Here is a 19,898-nt window from a genome sequence, read left to right as displayed (position 1 = left end):
CGAATTTTACTTAGATGAATGGTTAAGTTGTATCGATAAATGGATTGCGGTATCGATAAACATTCCTTTATATTTATTGTAGTTTTATAGGAGTATTATAACGAATGAAGGAAAAGACTAATAAATATTTAATAGTTGCATTGATTATAGGCGTTCTTTTTCACGGAACTGCTATTTTCTTCACTATAGAAAATACTTACGATGCTTTAATTCATCTGTTTTTTGCAGATCATTATGCGAATAGTTGGTGGGAACCATGGAATTATGAGTGGTACACCGGTTTTACCGTAATGGGCTATCCGCCGCTCGTCCATCAGGCAATGGGCTTGTTAAGTTATATTGGTGGATTAAAATTCGGGTTGTTCACGGTGGGGATTATAGGCATTATGCTCTTTATCACCGGAGTGTATCGATTCTCCCTAATGATGCTGGCCGATCGTAAAGCAGCCGGTTATGCGGCCTTATTAGCGGTTTTTTCCTCATCTTTTGTAGAAACGCTTCATATTTTTGGTCAGTTGCCAAGTATTGTTGGTGTTTCAATTTTGATGCATTGTATGCCTGAAATATATATGTGGATCAAAACCGGCAAGCTTGGCTCGCTGGTGAGAGCGATTTCTTTGTTAGCAGTAACAGTTACGTCACATCACGTTACGCCAATCTTCGGAATGGTCTTTTTTATTTTTCCTTTAATCGGGATGGCAGTGATGGATAACTCACGCGAAAGAGTGAACCATATTAAGGAAGTTACTTTTAATGTGTTCCTGAAATCATTTATTGAAGCTTTTAAAAGAATCGTTTTATTCGGCGGAATATCGCTGGTAATTATCGTTACCTGTATTCTCCCGTATTGGATCAATTCAAAGAAGAATCCAATTACTCAGGTTCCAATTCCGCATGGTAGTCGGGATAATTTTCTTGAAGTAACCTCTTCGGGATTGGTGTTTTTTACGATTCCATGGGGGATTTTGTTATTCTTGTTGCCCTATATTTTTTATCGATATTATTCAAAAAGGTACATCTTTTTTGGTCTTTCCTTTACATTATTGACCATTTTGGGAACAGGAGGAACTACGCCGGTGCCTAAAATGATGTTGGGCGATACGGCATTTAATATTTTAACCTTAGATAGATTTACGCTTTGGGCGTCGATTATGGCTTTACCGATATTCGGTGAATTTGGTTATCGTTTTGCTGAAGGTGATTTGCGATGGCGAATTCAGGAGAAATTGGGAGCGGTTTATCATCGAGTTTTAGGCGCATTTTTAGTGGGTTTATTTCTTTTTATGGCGATATTCACCATTACGCTGGGCTATTTTAGACCGATGCAGCCACAAAAAATTAAAACCCTGCCTATTACCAATTTCCTGAATCAGGATCAGCATGATCACTGGCGATTTTTAACGCTGGGATTTGGCGATCAGATGGCTTGGCTTTCTGCGCAAACTAATGCCTTAACCGTCGATGGAAATTACCATAGCGCAAGGCGTTTGCCCGAATTAACGACCCGAGCAGTGGAGCGATTGGAAAACTCAAAATTCCGTGGAGTTGAAGGAATCGGTTCATTACAACAGTTTTTGACCGTTCCAGAAAAATATAACCTGAAGTACATCTTTTCTAACGATAAGTTTTACGATCCTATTTTATATTTCTCGGGTTGGCAGCGGTTGCAGCAATTAGAAAACGGAATTATGGTTTGGGAAAAGCTCAACGTGCCCCCGCTTAGTAAAATTCTGCCAAAAGAAGATGTTCCGGTTTTCTTGAAAATTATGTGGGGCGTGATTCCTGTTTTAACCGTTTTAATTGCCTTTTTTATAAATATCCAGTTAATCTGGTTTCAGACGTTGAAAATCAAAATTCCTAATAAGCCAGATTTTTTAAAGTTTAAAACCAATTATGATGGATTCAGCTGGAATCTCATCAAGATTAGTCATATTTGGGCCGTCATTTTAAGTGGAGTTATTTTCTACGGAGTTTATCTCTTTTACATTAAAAATGCGACTCAAATTAGTGCTGAAAATGTAGTCAAATCTTACTATGATGCACTCGATTTTAAAGAATTTGAAAGAGCACATTCGTATCTAGATCCTAAAAGTGATGTGACCATTGCGCAGTATATGTTAGAAGTTTCAGTGACCGATGGGATTTTAAGTTCCTACGCTAAAATGGACTCGATTGGTTTAGAAGTTTTAAGCGAATCTAAAGACCGTGCAAAAATCCTAGCGCATACCGAGTGGATTACGCCACTCGAAAAGATCGATAAAACCTACGAGCACGATGTAGTAAAAATAGGAGGAAAGTGGTTTATAAAACCAAGTACTTTCGATCTGGATATTCCGCCAGATCAATTATTTTCAGATAATCTTACGCAGTTTTACAATCACGGCCGGCGTAGAATTACCACGCAGCAAACCTATCATCAGGATGTTTTAAAACAGCCGGTTTTAGAGGTGCTTTCAGCAAAATTGGTTAAAAAAGGCGATCGTTATGCGATTATTGGGGAAATTCAAAATGTAGATAATGTTCCCGCAGATGTCGTGATTAAAGGAACGCTTTATAACGAGGATAATAAAGAACTTGCCGGGTATAGCGCAAAATATGTGATGAGTCATAAGTTACTTCCGAAGGAAATTAGCAGTTTTAGAGTCGATTTTGAAGGTATTGCGTGGTTAGGAAAAGATGATAAAATTCCCGAAACTTTTAATCCAGATGAATTTACACCGGTAGAATTACCCGAGCCACCAACAAAATTCAATTTGCAATGTGCAGGAAATGTTGCGAATACCGATTTGTATAAAAATGTTGCGCTATCTGATATTACGTATTCTAAAGATGAAATCTCTGGAACTTTGTTTAACTACGGAATACAGGAAGTGACTATTCCAGAGCTTATCTTTTCGTTTTATGATGAAAATACGCAGCTTGTCTGGGTAGAACAAGATTTTATGCGAGAAGGAGTGCGGGTGCAACGCAAACAATATTTTGATTACGATTTGCCCAATCTTGAAGAAGTAGAGATTATTAATTCTTCTATGGATAATATTTTTGTAAACGGGCTACCAAATAAAGAGATCGCAATAAAAGTAATTCCCGATCGTAAAGAAAATCACCCTAAAGAGCAGATGCAGTCCTTGGACGGGAAAGGTTTTAATTTTATTAAATTAGAATTGAATAATTACGTAGGAAATCCAAAATAATGAAGCTAAAATTAAAGATCATCATATTGCTGAGTTTGGTCGTTTTAGGCTCTTCTTTTGGATATTTTTATACAGAAATATATTCAGCTGATGTTGAACTTTTAAATTCTAAATCAGCATACATTGCAGGAGAGGAAATCCAATTTAACTTTAGCAATATTGATGAAGAATGTAGGTTGTATCTTCATCATTCCTATTCGCAAACCATTCTAAAACCCGAAATCGATAATGATAAATTTAGCTTTTCTATTCCTAAATTTCTGAGCACTAAAAGTGGAAATGTAAATTGGATTTTGCTGAAAAAAGAAAAGAAACTAAAAACAGGCAATTTTGAGATCTTACCAAAAGTAGCCTCAGAAACGGTGATCGAAAGTTATTTTGGACCAAGAAGTATTCAGGCGGGAGATCGTGATTTTTCGATGTTAGTCGTCGTGCCTATGGATGCAATGGATAATCCTTTGCCCGATAGTACAAGTGTGATGCTTCATAAACAATATTACCAAGAGATTGATTCCGTAGAAATCTTTACCGATAAACTCATGGCCTGGAGAAATATTATGGCCTATCGAAAAACTGGAAACATCAATGTTTCTTCGAATGTTTTGGGGGTAAATTCTATAGAATTAACGACCAATGTTTTTCCATCTAATGCTACCGATTTTGAGATTTCATCTTTTAGAAATCATGATTTTGCCGACGGGAATCAGATTGCAGAATTTACTACTTCAGAAATAAAGGACGAATGGGGAAACATTATTAGCGACGGAACTTTAGTTTCTTTTTATATCGAAAATGAAGCAGGAACCATGCTTACTACCCGAGGAAGTTCTATTGAAGGTGTGGCTACGGCAAAAATAATTCATCCCGATCATCCCGATACCTGGAAGATCAAAGGGTATGTGACCGGCTTGGCAGAAAGTAATGAGATTGAAATTAGTTTTAGACAGGCTTTAAAAGATTTTGACGTTGAATTTTCTAACGGAAATCGATTGATAAAAGTTGGTCCGCTACAAAGTTTTATGAATCAACTAATTCCCGATGGTGCCGTTGTTAAACTAAGAATTTATCATAAAAATGAATTTGTTGAAGTGAAGCAGGAAACTTCCAACGATGGTTTTGTGACCTTTCGATTGCCTAAAAGTTTTTATCCTGAAAAAACCTATAGTTTTAAAATTGAAGCTTTAGGAAAAAGCAAAACCACAGACGTATTGAAATATGAAGAATAAGATGAGTAAAAATATCTATCGGGCGGGTTTGATCCTCACTTTTGTTGGGCTTAATGCTTTGGTGGTTTTTGGATTAAGTTCGGTTTTAGCCTGGTTAAATACGGGAGCCGAGCGCACGGGAATGTTGCATACTGAAGTTTTGAGCAAAGATGTGTATCTACCCGATATCGAATGGAAAAGTTTGGAAAACCCCGGTCGGCCAATGGAGCAACAGACATTAGGTGAAATTCAGCAGGATTATTTAAATGCGTGGTATGTAAAGCATGTAGCGTATAAAACCAATAATCCCTACGGAATCGAAGATTATTATACCGATAGCTCGCGCGTTAACCTTTTTAAGACTATAAAATTTAATAAGAAAAACGATATTCATCTAGAAGCGACCACTTTAAATCATTATCCAAAATTAGAGTTTTATAGTGCAGACGGGCAGTTAGTGGTGATTACCGATAACGAGGTGGTCGAGTATCAGGAAATTTATGAAAGCGATCAAAAATTGTTGACTCATCAGGATACCTCATCTTATCGAGTAATGATGCTGTTGGAAGACGGTTTTTGGCGAATTCGGCATATAGTAAAACAGCCTGCAAAACCACAAAAGGATTCTGTTTCTACCAATAAACTGGCTGAAGTTAAAGGCAAAAAAATCTATGTAGAAAATAAAGAATTCAAAGTAAAAGGAATCAATTATTACCCAAAAGCTTCTCCTTGGGATATGTTTGGAGAAAACTTCAATAAAGATACTATCGCCAAAGATTTTCAGATTATAAGAAATGCGGGTTTAAATAGTATTCGGATTTTTCTTCAGTATGAAGATTTTGGTAAGGCAGAAGTGCTTCCGCAGAAATTAGATAAACTTAGAACCGTTTTAGATATTGCTGAAGAAAAGGATCTAAAAGTAGTAGTTACTTTATTTGATTTTTATGGAGATTATTCGGTGTTGGATTGGACGCTAACACATCGGCATGCCGATCAGATTGTTTCAGCATTCAAAGATCATCCGGCGGTATTGGCCTGGGATTTAAAAAACGAACCCGATCTGGATTTCGAAAGCCGCGGTAAAGATTTAGTGTTACAATGGCTTTCACATATAGCAGATGAAGTTAGAAAACACGATCCCAATCATTTAATTACGGTGGGATGGTCTTCGCCAGAGGCCGCTGTAAATCTTCAGGAAGAATTGGATTTTGTGTCTTTTCATTTCTATAAGAACCTTGAAAAATTAGCTTCGGACTATAAGATTCTTGAAGATAATATTCCGAATAAACCTTTAGTAATGCAAGAATTTGGGATGAGTTCGTATCATGGATTATGGAATCCTTTTGGAACCGATGAAGAAGATCAGGCGCAATACCATAAAAAAATGCAAGACTTCTTTAAAAAAGAAGATCTTGCATTTATGTCTTGGACGCTGTATGATTTCGAGGAAGTTCCTTCGCAGGTGGTGGGTAGATTACCATGGAGAAAAAGCAGACAAAGATTCTTTGGATTTTTAGATCATCGGGGAGAACCAAAGCCTGCTTTTAACTACATTACTAACTAGCATCATCACACAACACTCACTCCATTTTTTATATTTCTATGTATTATTTTTTCAAATTCTTCTAAATACATATCGGCAATTTTCTCCATTGGTAAAGAACAAGATGCTTCGTAATTCTTTTTACCCAATTCTCTACGATACCCATCGTTAGAAATTATAGCATCGATAGACTTTGCTAAAGAATCTACATTAGATGGGGTGAAAAACTGCCCACGATAGCCTTCTTCTCTTACAAGGATTCCCAAGTCACCTAAATCTGGAAGCACCACGGCTTTCCCATAACTTCCTGCCTGATGTAAAACTCCGGAGCTTCCGGTAGTTGAGGTGTAGGGAAACACAACTACCGCACTCTCTCCAAAGATTACCGGTACATCTTTTTCTTCAACATACCCGGTAAATGTAAGATTAGGAACATTCTTATACTTCTCCTTCATGCTTTCAATATAACCCGGGGTATTTGGGCTATCTGTTCCTGCAATTACAATTTCCATTTCCTCATTCGAGGTTTTTCTTAATTGTTCTATGGCTTCGATTAAGATTTCAACTTTCTTATAAGTTCCAAATTTGCCAAAAGTCATGATCTTTTTTGGACCTTGTGGCAGATCGTAGTTTGGTTCTGGTGGTGTTTCGAATGCACCATGCGGAATCAACATTACGTTCTTTTTTCTATATTTTGACTTCAGAATATATTCATACTTACTAATAGTTACGGCAACCAAATCTGCCTGTAAAACCAATCTTGTTAGCGTGGTGCCGATGCCGTTGTATAATTTTTGCATCAATTTATTCTGAGTAAACCCAGCTTTCTCTAAGTCAACTGTTTCAAGAATATTGTGTAATAACACGATTGTTGGGATTTTCTTTACTCTGAAAATCATAGGAAGCATTAATCCTAGAGCCGCCGCAATTTTCTTATCACCAAACTTCATGAATTGCAGATTGAATAAAATAGCATCTGGTTTTTCAGCTGAAATTGCTTTGTAAATATTCAAGACGTTTGCATAGCTATTAAACTTCCAGCAATCTTTAACCGTGATTTTGCAATTCGCATCAAAGTCAATTTGCTTTTCTTCTTCAGTATGATCGGTAATTAATACGATCTCTTCAACTTCATCTTTTAAAGCAAAATGCTTTACCAAGTGGTATCCATACTCCGTTAATGTTACTTTACTAGGAGGGAACGCTGTTACAATTGCTAGTTTCATGGTAATTTGGTTTTAAAATTCCTTTTTACAGGAACTAGTTATGTGAGGAGTACCTCGATTAATTTTTATTGATAGTTCAAATATCTACTTAAACCTCGCTTTATTTTTTCTTCTTCGATAAATGGTAAATTACTGTAGGTGAGTTTTCTTTTTGTGTTGATAAAAGAAATAACCAAGCTGAATTAAAAGCAGTAAAACCATGATGATAATCTGTACTATAACCACCTGTTCTAAAGAATCATGGAAGAAAACGATCAATCCTACCTGGCCTAAACCAAATACTCCAGATAAAGCCACCGGCATATAGGTATCGATCGATAAAAAGTAGTACACAAATACATTAGAAATAGCAAATAGAGACGTTGCCAGGGCATACTTCCAAAGTAATGGCGCAATACTGGTGTACGCATCACCAAACATGATATCTATAATTAACTCAGGTACAAAATAGGTCACCGTAATAATACTTATAGCCAAAAGGCTAACAAAACCAACGTATTTAAAAAGTACAGGTAATGTGTTCTCGCCATTCTTCTTTTTTTGCACCACGGTTGGCAATAAGATCATCACAAACATCCAGGCTACAAAGTAAACTAATCGACCAATCAAAGCTAAAGAAGCGTATAATCCTGCGTCGTAAGAGTCGAAGTAATGTTTAACCAGTAAGATGTCACTATTATTAATAATTATCTGTGTTAGCTCGTAAAAAGCGGTAATAGCGATAAAGTTTACCAAGCTTTTACGATCAGATGCTTCTAAGGTCACTTTGGTAAAAAAGTTGCCACTTTTTTTAAACGGAATTAACCCAAAAACAAAAGAGATTAAAATTCCTGAAGCGATTAAAACCGAAGATCCATTAGCCAAAAGCGTTACCAATAGTAAAGTGATTACTAAACGGCTAAACATTTCGGTTTGATAGGTGGCTGAAAGTTTATAGAAACTTTTGCTTCCCTGATAAAAACCGCGGTTTACGCTCATTAAAAAGTAAAGCGGAATCCCAACGCCAAAAATGACAAACATCCATTTGCTATCGGTATTAAAAACCTGCTGAAGTTGTCCTGCAAAAAGTACCACCGCTATCGAGGAAATAATTCCAATAATAAGGCTTGCTTTTTTTACGTAGTTTAGAAAATGGAGTTGTTTTTCAGTCTCATAACCGGCCGTAAACTTTGCTACAGTTAACTGAAAAGTCATCGCTATAAAAGACAAAACCAGTAAAAAAGTAATTAAAATCGCAGCATTAGCGAATTGCTCTGGTCCCAAAATTCTACCTAACAATAGGTTGTAGAGGTAGTTACCTACATTTACTCCCATTGCGCTTAACATAAAGAACTGTTCGGGAGTAATTTTTCTTACCTTTAGTTGTGATAAAAGCATTGTTAGTTCGGTTTTAGATTAATTATTAGAGCAAATATCCACCACATTTCAGTGAAAAGAAATTCTATTTCGTTGAGCGGAAGTTTTATGTAGATGAATGAAGGCGAGAACAGACTTAACTTGCAACTACAAAAATTAACCAATTACCCATGAAAAAACTTAGCCTATTATTTTTCTTGTTTTTAGGAATTCAGTTACTATCTGCTCAAGACATGCAAGAAGGTTTTGAATATCTTGAAAAGGGAGATTTTGCAAAAGCAGAAACTTTTTTTGAAGGCATTTTAAAAGATTATCCAGATAATAAGACCGCTAATTTGTGTTATGGTAGAGCAGTCGGTTTAAATGGAGAAGCGCAAAAAGCGACTTCAATTTTTACCGATTTACTAAAAGAGTATCCCGGAGATCTAGAAATCGAATTAAATTATGCCGAATCACTTTTATGGGGAAAACATTACGATGACGCTAAAGAATATTACAGCGATCTGGTACAAAAATATCCTGAAAACTTTGCTGCACTTTTAGGTTTTGCCAATACGCTTTCTAATTTAAAAGAATACGATAATGCCCTAACTTATGTAAATCGAGCTTTGGGAACTTCACCAGGAAATCCTAATGCTATGGTTTCTAAAAAATATATACGCCTTGGATTTGCATATCAAAAAATGCAAAATCAGCAATATGAGCCAGCGATTGCGTTATTGAATGAAAATTTGGAAGACTTTTCTGGCGACCGGGAAACATTACTGAACAAAGCAAATATCTATTTGATCACTAAAGAAACCGAAGAAGCTAAAAATGTATATTTAGAATTAGCTAAAAACGCTAAGGATAGTGTTGTTGCTTTTAACGGGATGGCTTTGGCAGCTCATATTGCTGAAGATGATAAAGAATCTCGGGACCTTGCTGAAAAAGCAATTGAAAAAGCTGAAACTTTAGGAGATTCAGTTTCAATACAGGCTTCAAAAGAACGATACGCTCAAACTTTGGTTTGGAATAAAGACTTCAAAAATGCCGAATCTTATATTTCAGAATTACTTGAAACTTATGGAGAAGAAAATTGGGTTTTATCTTTAAGAGCAACTTTAGGGATGTATCGCAGCGACTTTAAAGAAAGTGTGTCCGATTATCAACAAATATTAGAAAAAGACTCGGCTTCTTTCGACGGAAATCTTGGAATTGCGAACGCTTATTTTGCCGATGGTGAAACTGAAAATGCTTATGATGCGGGATATCAAACTTTAGAAGTCTTTCCAAATCAAAAAGATGCGACTAATTTTTTAGGAAAATTAGATCGAAGTTTTACGCCAACGGTAGAAGAGAAAATAAATTACACGTTCGATAATGGAGATAACAAGGCCTATGCCACCAATACGAATATTGAATTTCCGGTAAGTACAAAATTGAGCTTCAACGCTAATTACCACTATCGAAAAACAAGAAATAGTATTACTGAAAATGAAGCTACTTCAAATAATTTCAGTTTAGGCGGAAGTTATAAATTTCATCCAAAAGCGAGTTTTCACGTTTTAGGAGGAATAAATTCAGCAAACTCTTTCAGCAATAATTATAACCAGTTTTTAGCGCAAGCTTTTTTTAAGATAAAGCCTTACAAGTTACAGGATTTAGAAGTTGGGTATAATCGAGAGGTGCAAAACTTTAATGCTGATCTTTTAGATCGAGAAATTGTAGTAAATAATTACTATCTGAATTATAATATGGGAACCAATTTTAATTTAGGTTGGTTCACGCAGTATTATTTTAGCTCGCAAAGCGATGAGAATAGTAGAAATTTATTGTTTACCTCTTTGTATTATAATTTCTTGTCGAAGCCGGTTTTAAAAGGTGGGGTTAATTATCAATTCTTAAGTTTTAAGAATCAGGTGCCAACAGTTTATTTTAGTCCGGAGCGATTTAATGCGGTTGAGGTTTTTGCAGATTTTCTAATGGATGAAAATGCAGTTGAAGCTAAGAGTTTGTACTATGGCTTAACTGCAGCCGTAGGGTATCAGTTTATCGAGGACGATCCTAAACAGTCGACTTACCGAATCCAGGGAAAATTTGGTTATAAATTTTCTGAGCGTTGTTTAGCGAATTTCTACGGAACCCGAAGTAACATTGCTTCAGCTACAGCAGCCGGATTTACTTTTACTGAATTTGGATTTAGACTGAAGTGGATCTTTTTAAATAAGCCGGTTTTTGAAACGAGGTAAAATAATGATCAGGAATAGGAATTTTAACTATTCCTGATTTTTGGAATTAATTACCATAAATATCGTTTAAAATCTCCAATTCTGCTGTGGTCATGGGAAGCATTTCACTATTGGTCCATTGCTGCTTTTGTTTGAATTTAGCCACGGTTTTATTGAATGCCTTTTTCGAATTATAATTACTTCTAAATTTTTTGACTTTTTTTCCTTGAATCAATTTATTGAATGCAATTTTACCCTTCATCTCATAATGATAGATGGAATCATTTTTTAAAAGCGCTGTTTTATCATTTGCGATTTCTGCGTAAGACAGAAATTGTTTACTGTTCTTGTTGGTGTTGAATTTAATTAACGAAGCAACTCGTGTAGTATAATTTGGTTCCTCATGTGTTAGTTCTGGCATTTCGTTTCTTAGATATTCAACTTTTATTTCTTTTATGGCGAGTTGGTTTTTACTCAAAAAAATATGTCCGTTTGCTAAATTTTCTTCTCCAGATATGTCAATTTTATAGATTTCTTCTTCCTCGTTTTCAATTCTACCTGCAAAGCTAAAGTTCATTGTTTTTAGTTTTTCTAATACTGGAGCATTCTTTAGGCTAGGATCCATTATATTTAAAAACTCAGCTACACCACTTAAAAGATTCAATGGCTCATATTTTTCTGTCTTTTTAACCTCAGAAATTTTGGTTTTATTTTCCGCTTCGAGAGAAGCTTTGTAGGATAAAAAGTCTGTTTCGATCATTTCTACTCCTTTTCCCTCTTTCTTTAAACTATATCTAAATATGCCTTCTTGATTAAAAGGCTGTGAAAAAAAGTTCTTTGGGATATTCTTAAATGCTTTTAAAATGGTGTCTTTCGCATTAAAATTATGCAAAACAACTTCATCTAAATTATAAGCGAGCGCTTTTAAATATAAGGTATCCTTTAACTGTGTGGCAGTCAATTGTCGTGTTTGATAGCCTACATGAGAGAGTTTATAGTTTTTAAAATCCTTAGGCGTGAAAACAATCCCGTCCTGATTGCTTACACTTCCCTGATTAGTACCATACTCTAGATTGGCGTATGGAATAGGCTCTAGACTTAGCGAATCTAAAACTAGCGCTTGTTGGGATAACATAGTTGCGGAACACATCGTACAGAGAGCAAATACAAGTACTCTGAAAACCTGAGAATGATAAATAATCATAGAATAAAGTCTTAAACTGATGGGGTAAATTAGTTAAAAGACTTATAACGGCAATGTCTAAAATTTATTTTTTTAGTTTCCTTGCAAACTACTCAAATTTCCCTTTGTAGAATAATGCTTGTTCGATATGCGCAAGGTGGTGATTAGAATGCCATGCGTACATTCCAATAGCTGTTTTTAGACTGTATTTTTGATTCCTTTCTGGGTGATAGAAAGTTTTTTGAAGTTCATTTTCGCTAAAATTCTCGATTAATTTTACCCAACGATGATGTAAACCTTCTAACAATATTAAGCTTTGGTGAATATCAGACGAATAATCATCGAGCTCTGCCCAGGCTGTTTCATCATAACCTCTAATGGCAGGATCTTTTTCGGTTAAAGCGATTTTAAATCGAATAATACTATTCATGTGACTATCGGCAAGGTGATGGATCACTTGCTTTATCGTCCAGCCTTTAGGGCGATATTGCCAGGATAATTCAGCTTCAGAAAGATTACCAGTAAGATTCTTCAATATAGAAGGTAGATCTGCAATATCTTTTGTCCAGATTTTAATTTGTTCCGAAGTGATTTCCGTAGGATTTATAAAAGTGCCTATAGGATATTTTAGTTGCTCGAGTGTCATGCTCTTAGATTGAAAAACGAATTTAGTAAATTATCTCGGGGTAAGCCCACAAGACATTTTTTGGAAATAGATTTTTAATTTTGAGGCAAGCCTCGGGGTATTATACCCTTTGGCGGTGCCAATAAAAAAGAAAATGCCGGGTAACCACTCCCGGCATTTTCACTCATAACTAACCTAACCAACTAACCAATCATTAATTCACAACTAAACTTATTTGTGACTTGTCTTTATTATCTACGATAATTATGCTGTTATAGATTCCCGGAGGTACACTTTTTAATTGTATAGGGACTTCTATTTTTCCGTTTTCTAATTCATATTCTTTGTTATGTACCATTCTACCAATCATATCAAAGATCATTACTTTTACTTTTTTACTTTTTTTTGGTAAAACCAAATTGGTATTATTTCTAAAAGGATTTGGGTAATTAAATGCTTTTCTAATAGGATTTTCTACCACAGCAATTGGTTGCTCCTGTGAAGGTATATCCCTGAAAGTTGTAAACTGAACATTCTCTACATTTACATTAAATTCCTGAAATTTTGTATAATCTCCCTTTACTGAGAATACAATTCCTTTTAAAGCTTCTCCTTTAAACGCTTCAGAATCATTACGGAAATCTGATAATCTTATATTATGTGTTTTTGCTTCAGTATTATTTTCTATAGCGTAACGATATCTCTTATTCCAGTCTGTTAAGCCTTCAGTTACTAAAATTACTTCAACAGGAAGATTGGTTTTAGTTATAAATTCCAGAGCTTCAAAATTTTCAGCATAAAAAAGTTGATCGCCTGCAAGAATATTTCTGAAGATATTTAAGGTTCCGTAAAGCTCACCATTTACCTGTACGTTTCTTTCGATTTGATAAGAATTACTGCTGAAATTATCCAATTTCGCCTCTTCTATTCTGAAGGAATTAATTTTAGTTTCAGTATCAGCATAATCAATTCCCCATGGCCCATCAGCAAGATAAAGCGCATCTGATTTTGGTGAATTATTCCCCTGAATTTCTAAACCTACATCAAATAAACTTCCGGCATCTACGACAACTTCCTCTTCGTAAGATGAAGACAAACCTATGCTTTGATTGAATTCATTTTCTGAAGCAACTTCAGTAGCCCGGATATTCCCCTGAAGATTTACAGCAGTAGCGCCCGAATTATTCTTTATTTTTAAATGTAGATTTCCGTTTTTATAAACTCCTTTTTTTACAAATACACTTGGGATTTCATTATTTTTATTGCTGAAGCTTAATCCGTTAACCGATTGAAAGGTATCAATAACATGCTTTGCTAAAGTGCTAACCTGGCCCATAGAACCTCCCCAAACCTGAAAGTTTGCATAGTTACCGGCAGGATAATCACCAATATTCCAAAAGCTGTATAACCTATTCCCAGAATTATTTAACTGAATAGAAAAATTAAGCGCATATTCTAACTGCCCGCTAGCTCTTAAAATTTTGATCATAATGATCTTGTGACCTGCTAATTTTATTGTTCTAATATCTTCTAAGCTAGAACTATTTAATCGGTCACAAATTACCTTAGAGTGATCGTAGATTCCGCCATCGGTTAATGTAGCCAGCGCTGCCGCGACTCTTTTGTCTCCTTCGTAATAATCTACAGAAAATATTTCTTTGGCATTAGTGATCGCAAGTAAGTCCTCTGGACTCGACTCGTAAGATTGCTCAGAACCAAACATTCCAGTCTCTGGTAGTAGGGATCCCAGATTTACCTGTGAGTTTTTCATGAAATGGCTCTGAGCTTTATATTTAGATTGTTTTCTTTTACTGGTTTTAAAGTTGTTTTGTTTAATTCTATTAAAGTTTCTTTTTGCAATTAAAGAAGCTAAATCACCATTACTTTCTAATCCACCCATATTTGCAGAACTTACATCTGTAGCAGATTTTATATCCACAAAATTGGCAGTTCTAATCGCATCGTAAGGGTTAGCAGTTACATAGAAAAGAGCATCATTAAAATCTTGATCACAACTGGCGTAATCTCTTCTTATATCTTCAAAACCAAGAATTACACGTTTGTTTTCTGGATCTTCTAATAATACATTGTGATATCTTAAATCTTCATCGGCTTCAGGATTATAATCGGGATTAGAAAATAATTGCCATAACCCATCGGTTACTTGGCCTTTCCATGCATTTGCTAAAAGAACCCAACCGATTGCGGTACCTGCTTTAAAATCACCAATTTTAACTTTATCTCCGGCATATAGTCCGCCGCCAGAACCAGCAGCAGAAACATTTGGGAAAATAATCGTAATATCTTCTCGATTAGGTCTTGGTGGTTTTGGCGCATTAATATCGTAGGTGTAAAAACCCAATACATTTTTATAACCAGCACCTTCCTGAACAAATGTAACCCACACCGCAGCATCTTTATCCAGAATTAGATCGGTATCATAGCCGGCACTAATGTAGTGAGGATTATAATCTGGTACAGGATAACCTTCAGGAAGTGCATCAGAAATCCTTTGTATAGTTTCTGCACTTATATCATCTCGACCAACTAAGTAATCTGGAACACCTTGATTGTCATAGGTTCCTAAAAAATTATAATTCTGTGCGCTTGTGGCTAAAGAACACAAAAAACCAAAAAGAAGTAGTAGTTGTTTCATAACGCGACTTATTTATAGCACGAAAATAAAGCAGGGACTACTTTTTTAGGAACTTAAATCGTTAGGCTATTTTTTAGTGTCGACGAGTGGTAATGGTTCTGGGATAAACTGAATGAAATTTTACGATTTAAAAAATGAACTCGTAGAAGTAGGAAAGAAAATTATGAGTGTGTTGACTTATCGAACGAAAAATTACGGCTGATAAGTCAACACATCATATAAAATTAATTGAAACTGTCTGAATCGGGTTTTTCGTCGATTCGACTTTGGAGGTTGTTCTTACTTTTCTAAATTAACTACCGCAATAAGCACATAATTGTCCTTACGGTTCATGGTTAAATTCACAGATTGAATGCTGTATTGTTCTTCTAAATGATTTAGCATTCGTTCTCTAACAAGGTTTTCTATTATAAAAGGATTTTCAAAATCAATAGGTTCATGAATTTCCAGATTAAAAATCTTCTGCATTATTTAAAATTTATAGTTTAATAGTTTCTCGCATCAACGAACACTAGTACCACATTATTGTAATCGTAGCTTCTTTTGTCTAATTTTTCAGAAAGCAAATAGTATCGGAATTTAAATGTTTTCTTCCGAAAGCATCTTTCAATTAATCCAGATCTAATATTCAATTAGCAATTAATAACTATAGGATAACTTCTAGTATATTTTCTTATTGTAATTTTGAAGCAATAAGAATGGTTTTTTTCATAGAAAATCAGTTTAGTGGGTTTAGAAATTGAGGAGCGATTTCTCCTCAATTTTCTAAACATCAATTTTACGATTCAAATTAAATAGTATTCTTATTTTAAAACGTCTGCAATATACTGTGAAGCGAAGAGAGAATTCAAATATTAAAAACCCATGAAATACCAAGCTTTATTTATATTCCTGCTAATTTCTAGGTTTTGTGGAGCGCAATCAAACTCTTCATTTCAGTACACTAGCGAAAATCTTTTTGATCCTTCTGCCGATGTAATTCTAGTAGCTGCCCACAGAGGGATGCATATTAACTTTCCTGAGAATTCATTAAAGTCTATCGAGGATGCCATTCTTCATAATATTGATATTGTTGAAGTTGATGTTCGTTTAACCAAAGATGGAATTCCGATTCTAATTCATGATAAGAAAGTTGATCGCACCACTACAGGTTCTGGTAAGGTGAAAGATTTAACTTATCAGGAAATTTGCGAATTTTCTCTTTTGGATAGTGCTGGAATGCCTACTGAGTTTCAAGTTCCGTCACTTGCAGAAGCATTAGATTTTGGTAAGAATCAGGTCGTATTCGATATCGATCTTAAAGTGAAGTCTAGACATATTAAAAAAGTGGCTCAGGTTATAGAAGAATGCGAAGCTGTTAATTCCGTATTTTTCTACGATAGCAGATATGCTGTGATGCGAAAAATAGCGAAGTATCTTCCTTCAGCAATGCGTATGACAAAAGTGAATCCCAATCGACGAGCTATAAAAAGAGCAATGGTAAGTGTTAATCCAGATATTGTTCATCTGGGTAATTCAGAAAGCCAAAGGGAATCCTCGTTTATAGAAAAAATGCAGGGGAAATATCGGAAACCTGTTTTTGCAAACGCTCTAGGCAAATTGGATAAGGCGTTGGAAGTTAGTCCAGATACCCTCAATTACTTCATAAATAAAAGAATCAATATTATTCAAACCGATAAACCCGATGTTGTATTGGAATACCTCATTGCAAATGGAAGACATATAAAAATTTAATTCTATAGAAATTTAAAGCAGGTATCGCTTGCTTTAATTATAATCGTCAATCTATTAAGGATCTGATGATTCTAAAGGGTTGTGCTGTAAAGACATTTTTTAATGGTGTAATTCTACAGCGGTATCATTTCTCCTTGATTTAATTTTAGCCGGTAAATAGCCTAATTCTTCTAAGAAAGATTCACTGCTCACATACTTGGCTGTGGCCCTTAGTTTTGACAACGATATCTGCTTTATTCATGGCTATTTCATAGTTATTTTATAATCTTATGGCATTTCTTAGATTGGTAGTGGGATGTCTAGTAAGTGGTTCTATAATACAATCTGAAGGGATATGATATTTGGTAATTACCGTTTTTTTTCATTTCGATAGCCGCGAAATCTTCAGCTCTTAAAGGATGAGCGTGACCACCGCTAATTATTATTAATAGGGCTTTACCTCCAAAATATTATTTTACGCCAAGTTTGATGTTTAGAATTTCTAATGCCGATAGGCAATCACGATAATTTTCGGGCCGTTACCCAAAATTAAAATCGAAACATACGAAAACTCTTCAAAATCGATATTCTTGATGTTTTTAACTGTTTTTTGTTCTGTAATACCTCTAAAGGCTCGCAGCACGTTGGTTCATCACGATGATTCATGTATAACAGGAATACTACAAAGTTAAGCGATCGTGACATATTGAGGCAATTTTACTCTTCCATAAATATTTAGGTTATAATATATGCCTTTAGCACTAAGATTCCATATTTTATGAATGCCTGATCTTCTAGATGATAAAAGAAATATAGGCGTCAGCATAAAGAATATAAGTTTTTATTAATTCTTTTAGAATCATTATAAATTTCTTTTTTTTCATTGTTGGGGCTATCAAGATTTTTTGAGTAGTTTTTTATAACTTTTAAAATAGTTTATTTGGGCTTTTAGGAGTTTCGATAAGCTAGTATCTTCCAGTAAAACCTACTGAATCTTACTTTTGTTTTGAATGGCATTTCAAAAATGAAAGCTATTTTATGCTATTATTTTATAAATAGGCTTAGGTGTTTCTTGGACAAAGTTTGTAAGAAAAGCCATGTAATTGGTAGTGAAATGTCCGGAGGTGTTAAAAATGTAAATATTTCAGATTGTAAATTTATATGAAACGATACGGGTTTGCGTTTTAAGAGTACTCGTGGTCGTGGCGGAGTAGTCGAAGATATTTATATATCTAATATCAATGTGACGGGAATTACCACGGATGCCTTACGTTTTAATTTATATTACGGCGGAAAGGCTCCGAATCTTTCAGATCTTACCAATATAAAGAAAGATGAAAATGATTCTCCCGAAGTTTCCATAGAAACACCGGCTTTCAAGAATATTTATATGAATAATATTCAGATTATTGAAGCCGAATCTGCCGGATATCTTAAGGGACTTCCAGAAATGAACCTGAAAAATATAAAGCTTGAAAATTTAACGGAGCGCCTAAAAATGCGGTGACCATTTTATATAGGATAAAAAAACAAATTATCTACAGAAGTTGAGATCCTTTACGAAGAAGGCACACCAATTGCCAGTGAAATCCCAAATATGTCTACGATACCTTCCATCTACTTAGAAAATAGCGAAGGAAAGCAGGGTTTAGATGCCTTTTATTGCGATAATAAAGATTGAGAAGGAGAAGCATTATTTTCAAGAACCGACGATAATAGTGATTTTATTTGGGATATCAATCCGCCTGATCCTCGTTTAGCTTTGCAAAATTATAGCGTAAAATAGGAAGGTTTTATAAAAGTTCCTGAAAGTGGACCCTATTACTTTAGCGATTGGGGAAAACCTTATTTTGATTTTAAAATCGGCGACACGACTGGAGGCGGGAAACATAAACATCATCCGTCCTTGAATCCAAAAGAAATAAAACTTGAAGCTGGAAAAAAGTATCCTATCACAGTAAAATATAGCAATTTATACGGAAATTCTGAAGCAAGTATGAAATGGAGCAGGCCAAACAGCAGTTCTAAAGCCAAGGCCATTAAAATAGCAGGGCAGTCTGATATCGTTGTTTTGGCTTTAGGTTTAAATGAAAGATTTAAGGTGAGGAAATGATCGTTGAGGTTGAAGGTTTTTCTCGGGGAGATCGTACAAGCTTACATTTGCAAAAAATCACGTCGATTTATTGAAGGCTGTTGTAGCAACCGGCATACCCGTATTTCTGATCCTGATTATTGGTAGTGCATTGTCGATTAATTATGCTAATGAAATTGTAGACGGAATTCTAGCTGCAGGACATCTCGGAGAGCAGGGTGGAAATGTAATTGTCGATGTTTATTTGGCAATTATAATCTGGCAGAAGGCTACGATGAATCTATTAAAAATCTACCGATCAATTGCCAGATTTCGAAGATTATAATATGGAGAGGGGGGACTTACAAGTATTATAGAGGAGATCCTTTTTATATTTTTGGAAATGGTTTAAGCTATACCAGCTTTAAATATTCAGATCTTCAAATAACCATTATCGATATAGATAAAGAACTGAATTTCTCTGTAAAGGTTACAATTACTGGATATTATAATGAAGATGAAAATGTTCAGCTATATGTTCAGGATGAAAAAGCGAGTACGCCAGTACCTATTCTTCGATTAGCAGCTTTTGATCGTATTTATCATAAAAATGGAGAAACCAAAGAAATTAATTTGAGCATAAATCCAAGGCAACTAGCCATGATCAATAAGAATGATAAATTGGTGATAGAACCAGGTTGGTTTGGTGCAAATGTCAGAGGAAAATTGCCTGAAATCACAAAAACTCAGATAAATTTTTTAAAGATATTTCGAATTAAAGAAGAAGATATTTCTGTTAATTATTAATGATAATTATATTTGTTTTAAATTTTCGGGGGAAATTATTTAGTTTCTGAGAAATTTATTCCAAAAGTTTTATTCTATGAGTTCAAATACCTCGAAAACTTGTCTCTCT

General features: G+C 35.0%; 14 protein-coding genes and 1 pseudogene. 9 read left to right on the top strand and 6 right to left on the bottom strand.

From position 1 onward, the window contains the following. Positions 1-104 precede the first annotated feature (104 nt). From QWY91_RS09445 to QWY91_RS09435, 3 genes are read left to right on the top strand one after another with little or no spacing between them, the layout of a single operon-like run. Positions 105-3,194 (top strand): putative glycosyltransferase family protein, encoded by a 3,090-nt coding sequence (locus tag QWY91_RS09445; RefSeq protein WP_290234199.1) that lies wholly within the window; start codon positions 105-107, stop codon positions 3,192-3,194. Continuing rightward, on the top strand, positions 3,194-4,420 hold the full coding sequence (locus QWY91_RS09440; RefSeq protein ID WP_290234197.1) for a hypothetical protein: 1,227 nt from the start codon (positions 3,194-3,196) through the stop codon (positions 4,418-4,420). Before QWY91_RS09445 ends, QWY91_RS09440 begins: the two co-directional genes overlap by 1 nt. A gap of 1 nt (position 4,421) precedes the next feature. Beyond that, complete coding sequence (locus QWY91_RS09435; RefSeq protein ID WP_290234196.1) at positions 4,422-5,963, top strand: cellulase family glycosylhydrolase; 1,542 nt, start codon at positions 4,422-4,424, stop codon at positions 5,961-5,963. A 5-nt stretch (positions 5,964-5,968) separates the two neighbouring features. On the opposite strand, the gene QWY91_RS09430 is transcribed toward QWY91_RS09435, so the two are convergent. Further along, entirely contained in the window at positions 5,969-7,168 is a 1,200-nt protein-coding gene (locus QWY91_RS09430; protein ID WP_290234194.1) for a glycosyltransferase, read from the bottom strand. A 129-nt stretch (positions 7,169-7,297) separates the two neighbouring features. After that, positions 7,298-8,545, bottom strand: a complete 1,248-nt coding sequence (locus QWY91_RS09425; RefSeq protein ID WP_290234191.1) for an oligosaccharide flippase family protein — start codon at positions 8,543-8,545, stop codon at positions 7,298-7,300. A gap of 149 nt (positions 8,546-8,694) precedes the next feature. On the opposite strand from QWY91_RS09425, the gene QWY91_RS09420 reads away from it, so the two are divergent. Continuing rightward, the gene (locus tag QWY91_RS09420) at positions 8,695-10,755 is read left to right on the top strand and encodes a tetratricopeptide repeat protein (RefSeq protein ID WP_290234190.1); all 2,061 of its coding nucleotides are present in this window, start codon (positions 8,695-8,697) and stop codon (positions 10,753-10,755) included. Between the two features lie 46 nt (positions 10,756-10,801). Here QWY91_RS09420 and QWY91_RS09415 read toward each other — a convergent pair whose 3' ends face one another. The 4 genes from QWY91_RS09415 to QWY91_RS09400 all read right to left on the bottom strand — a co-directional run bounded on the left by QWY91_RS09415 (position 10,802) and on the right by QWY91_RS09400 (position 15,666). Continuing rightward, positions 10,802-11,938: a peptidase associated/transthyretin-like domain-containing protein gene (locus QWY91_RS09415; protein ID WP_290234188.1), complete on the bottom strand. Its 1,137-nt coding sequence runs from the start codon at positions 11,936-11,938 to the stop codon at positions 10,802-10,804. 88 nt (positions 11,939-12,026) lie between these two features. Then, the gene (locus tag QWY91_RS09410; RefSeq protein WP_290234184.1) at positions 12,027-12,563 is read right to left on the bottom strand and encodes a YfiT family bacillithiol transferase; all 537 of its coding nucleotides are present in this window, start codon (positions 12,561-12,563) and stop codon (positions 12,027-12,029) included. 193 nt (positions 12,564-12,756) lie between these two features. Continuing rightward, positions 12,757-15,198, bottom strand: coding sequence for a DUF4114 domain-containing protein (locus QWY91_RS09405; RefSeq protein ID WP_290234181.1), 2,442 nt, complete (start codon positions 15,196-15,198; stop codon positions 12,757-12,759). Between the two features lie 279 nt (positions 15,199-15,477). Continuing rightward, on the bottom strand, positions 15,478-15,666 hold the full coding sequence (locus tag QWY91_RS09400) for a hypothetical protein (protein ID WP_290234179.1): 189 nt from the start codon (positions 15,664-15,666) through the stop codon (positions 15,478-15,480). A 396-nt stretch (positions 15,667-16,062) separates the two neighbouring features. On the opposite strand from QWY91_RS09400, the gene QWY91_RS09395 reads away from it, so the two are divergent. The 5 genes and pseudogenes from QWY91_RS09395 to QWY91_RS19370 all read left to right on the top strand — a co-directional run bounded on the left by QWY91_RS09395 (position 16,063) and on the right by QWY91_RS19370 (position 19,789). After that, positions 16,063-16,932: a glycerophosphodiester phosphodiesterase family protein gene (locus tag QWY91_RS09395; protein ID WP_290234176.1), complete on the top strand. Its 870-nt coding sequence runs from the start codon at positions 16,063-16,065 to the stop codon at positions 16,930-16,932. A 1,156-nt stretch (positions 16,933-18,088) separates the two neighbouring features. Further along, entirely contained in the window at positions 18,089-18,418 is a 330-nt protein-coding gene (locus QWY91_RS09390) for a glycoside hydrolase family protein (protein ID WP_290234173.1), read from the top strand. 288 nt (positions 18,419-18,706) lie between these two features. Beyond that, the gene (locus QWY91_RS09385; protein WP_290237082.1) at positions 18,707-19,024 is read left to right on the top strand and encodes a PA14 domain-containing protein; all 318 of its coding nucleotides are present in this window, start codon (positions 18,707-18,709) and stop codon (positions 19,022-19,024) included. A 49-nt stretch (positions 19,025-19,073) separates the two neighbouring features. Next, positions 19,074-19,328, top strand: a pseudogene (locus QWY91_RS09380) (hypothetical protein); the annotation flags it as partial. Next, the gene (locus QWY91_RS19370) at positions 19,262-19,789 is read left to right on the top strand and encodes a fibronectin type III-like domain-contianing protein (protein ID WP_353958663.1); all 528 of its coding nucleotides are present in this window, start codon (positions 19,262-19,264) and stop codon (positions 19,787-19,789) included. The pseudogene QWY91_RS09380 and the gene QWY91_RS19370, both read left to right, overlap by 67 nt. Positions 19,790-19,898: the final 109 nt, after the last annotated feature.

It is taken from the genome of Zunongwangia endophytica, assembly GCF_030409505.1.
Classification (GTDB): domain Bacteria; phylum Bacteroidota; class Bacteroidia; order Flavobacteriales; family Flavobacteriaceae; genus Zunongwangia; species Zunongwangia endophytica.
Note: the sequence above shows the minus strand (reverse complement) of the source record. Positions and strands in the feature narration are given on the sequence as shown.

What these genes read in the sequence shown, in the direction of transcription:
- QWY91_RS09445 (WP_290234199.1), top strand. Translation starts at nt 105, where the DNA reads ATGAAGGAAAAGACTAATAAATATTTAATAGTTGCATTGATTATAGGC.
- QWY91_RS09440 (WP_290234197.1), top strand. Translation starts at nt 3,194, where the DNA reads ATGAAGCTAAAATTAAAGATCATCATATTGCTGAGTTTGGTCGTTTTA.
- QWY91_RS09435 (WP_290234196.1), top strand. Translation starts at nt 4,422, where the DNA reads ATGAGTAAAAATATCTATCGGGCGGGTTTGATCCTCACTTTTGTTGGG.
- QWY91_RS09430 (WP_290234194.1), bottom strand. Translation starts at nt 7,168, where the DNA reads ATGAAACTAGCAATTGTAACAGCGTTCCCTCCTAGTAAAGTAACATTA.
- QWY91_RS09425 (WP_290234191.1), bottom strand. Translation starts at nt 8,545, where the DNA reads ATGCTTTTATCACAACTAAAGGTAAGAAAAATTACTCCCGAACAGTTC.
- QWY91_RS09420 (WP_290234190.1), top strand. Translation starts at nt 8,695, where the DNA reads ATGAAAAAACTTAGCCTATTATTTTTCTTGTTTTTAGGAATTCAGTTA.
- QWY91_RS09415 (WP_290234188.1), bottom strand. Translation starts at nt 11,938, where the DNA reads ATGATTATTTATCATTCTCAGGTTTTCAGAGTACTTGTATTTGCTCTC.
- QWY91_RS09410 (WP_290234184.1), bottom strand. Translation starts at nt 12,563, where the DNA reads ATGACACTCGAGCAACTAAAATATCCTATAGGCACTTTTATAAATCCT.
- QWY91_RS09405 (WP_290234181.1), bottom strand. Translation starts at nt 15,198, where the DNA reads ATGAAACAACTACTACTTCTTTTTGGTTTTTTGTGTTCTTTAGCCACA.
- QWY91_RS09400 (WP_290234179.1), bottom strand. Translation starts at nt 15,666, where the DNA reads ATGCAGAAGATTTTTAATCTGGAAATTCATGAACCTATTGATTTTGAA.
- QWY91_RS09395 (WP_290234176.1), top strand. Translation starts at nt 16,063, where the DNA reads ATGAAATACCAAGCTTTATTTATATTCCTGCTAATTTCTAGGTTTTGT.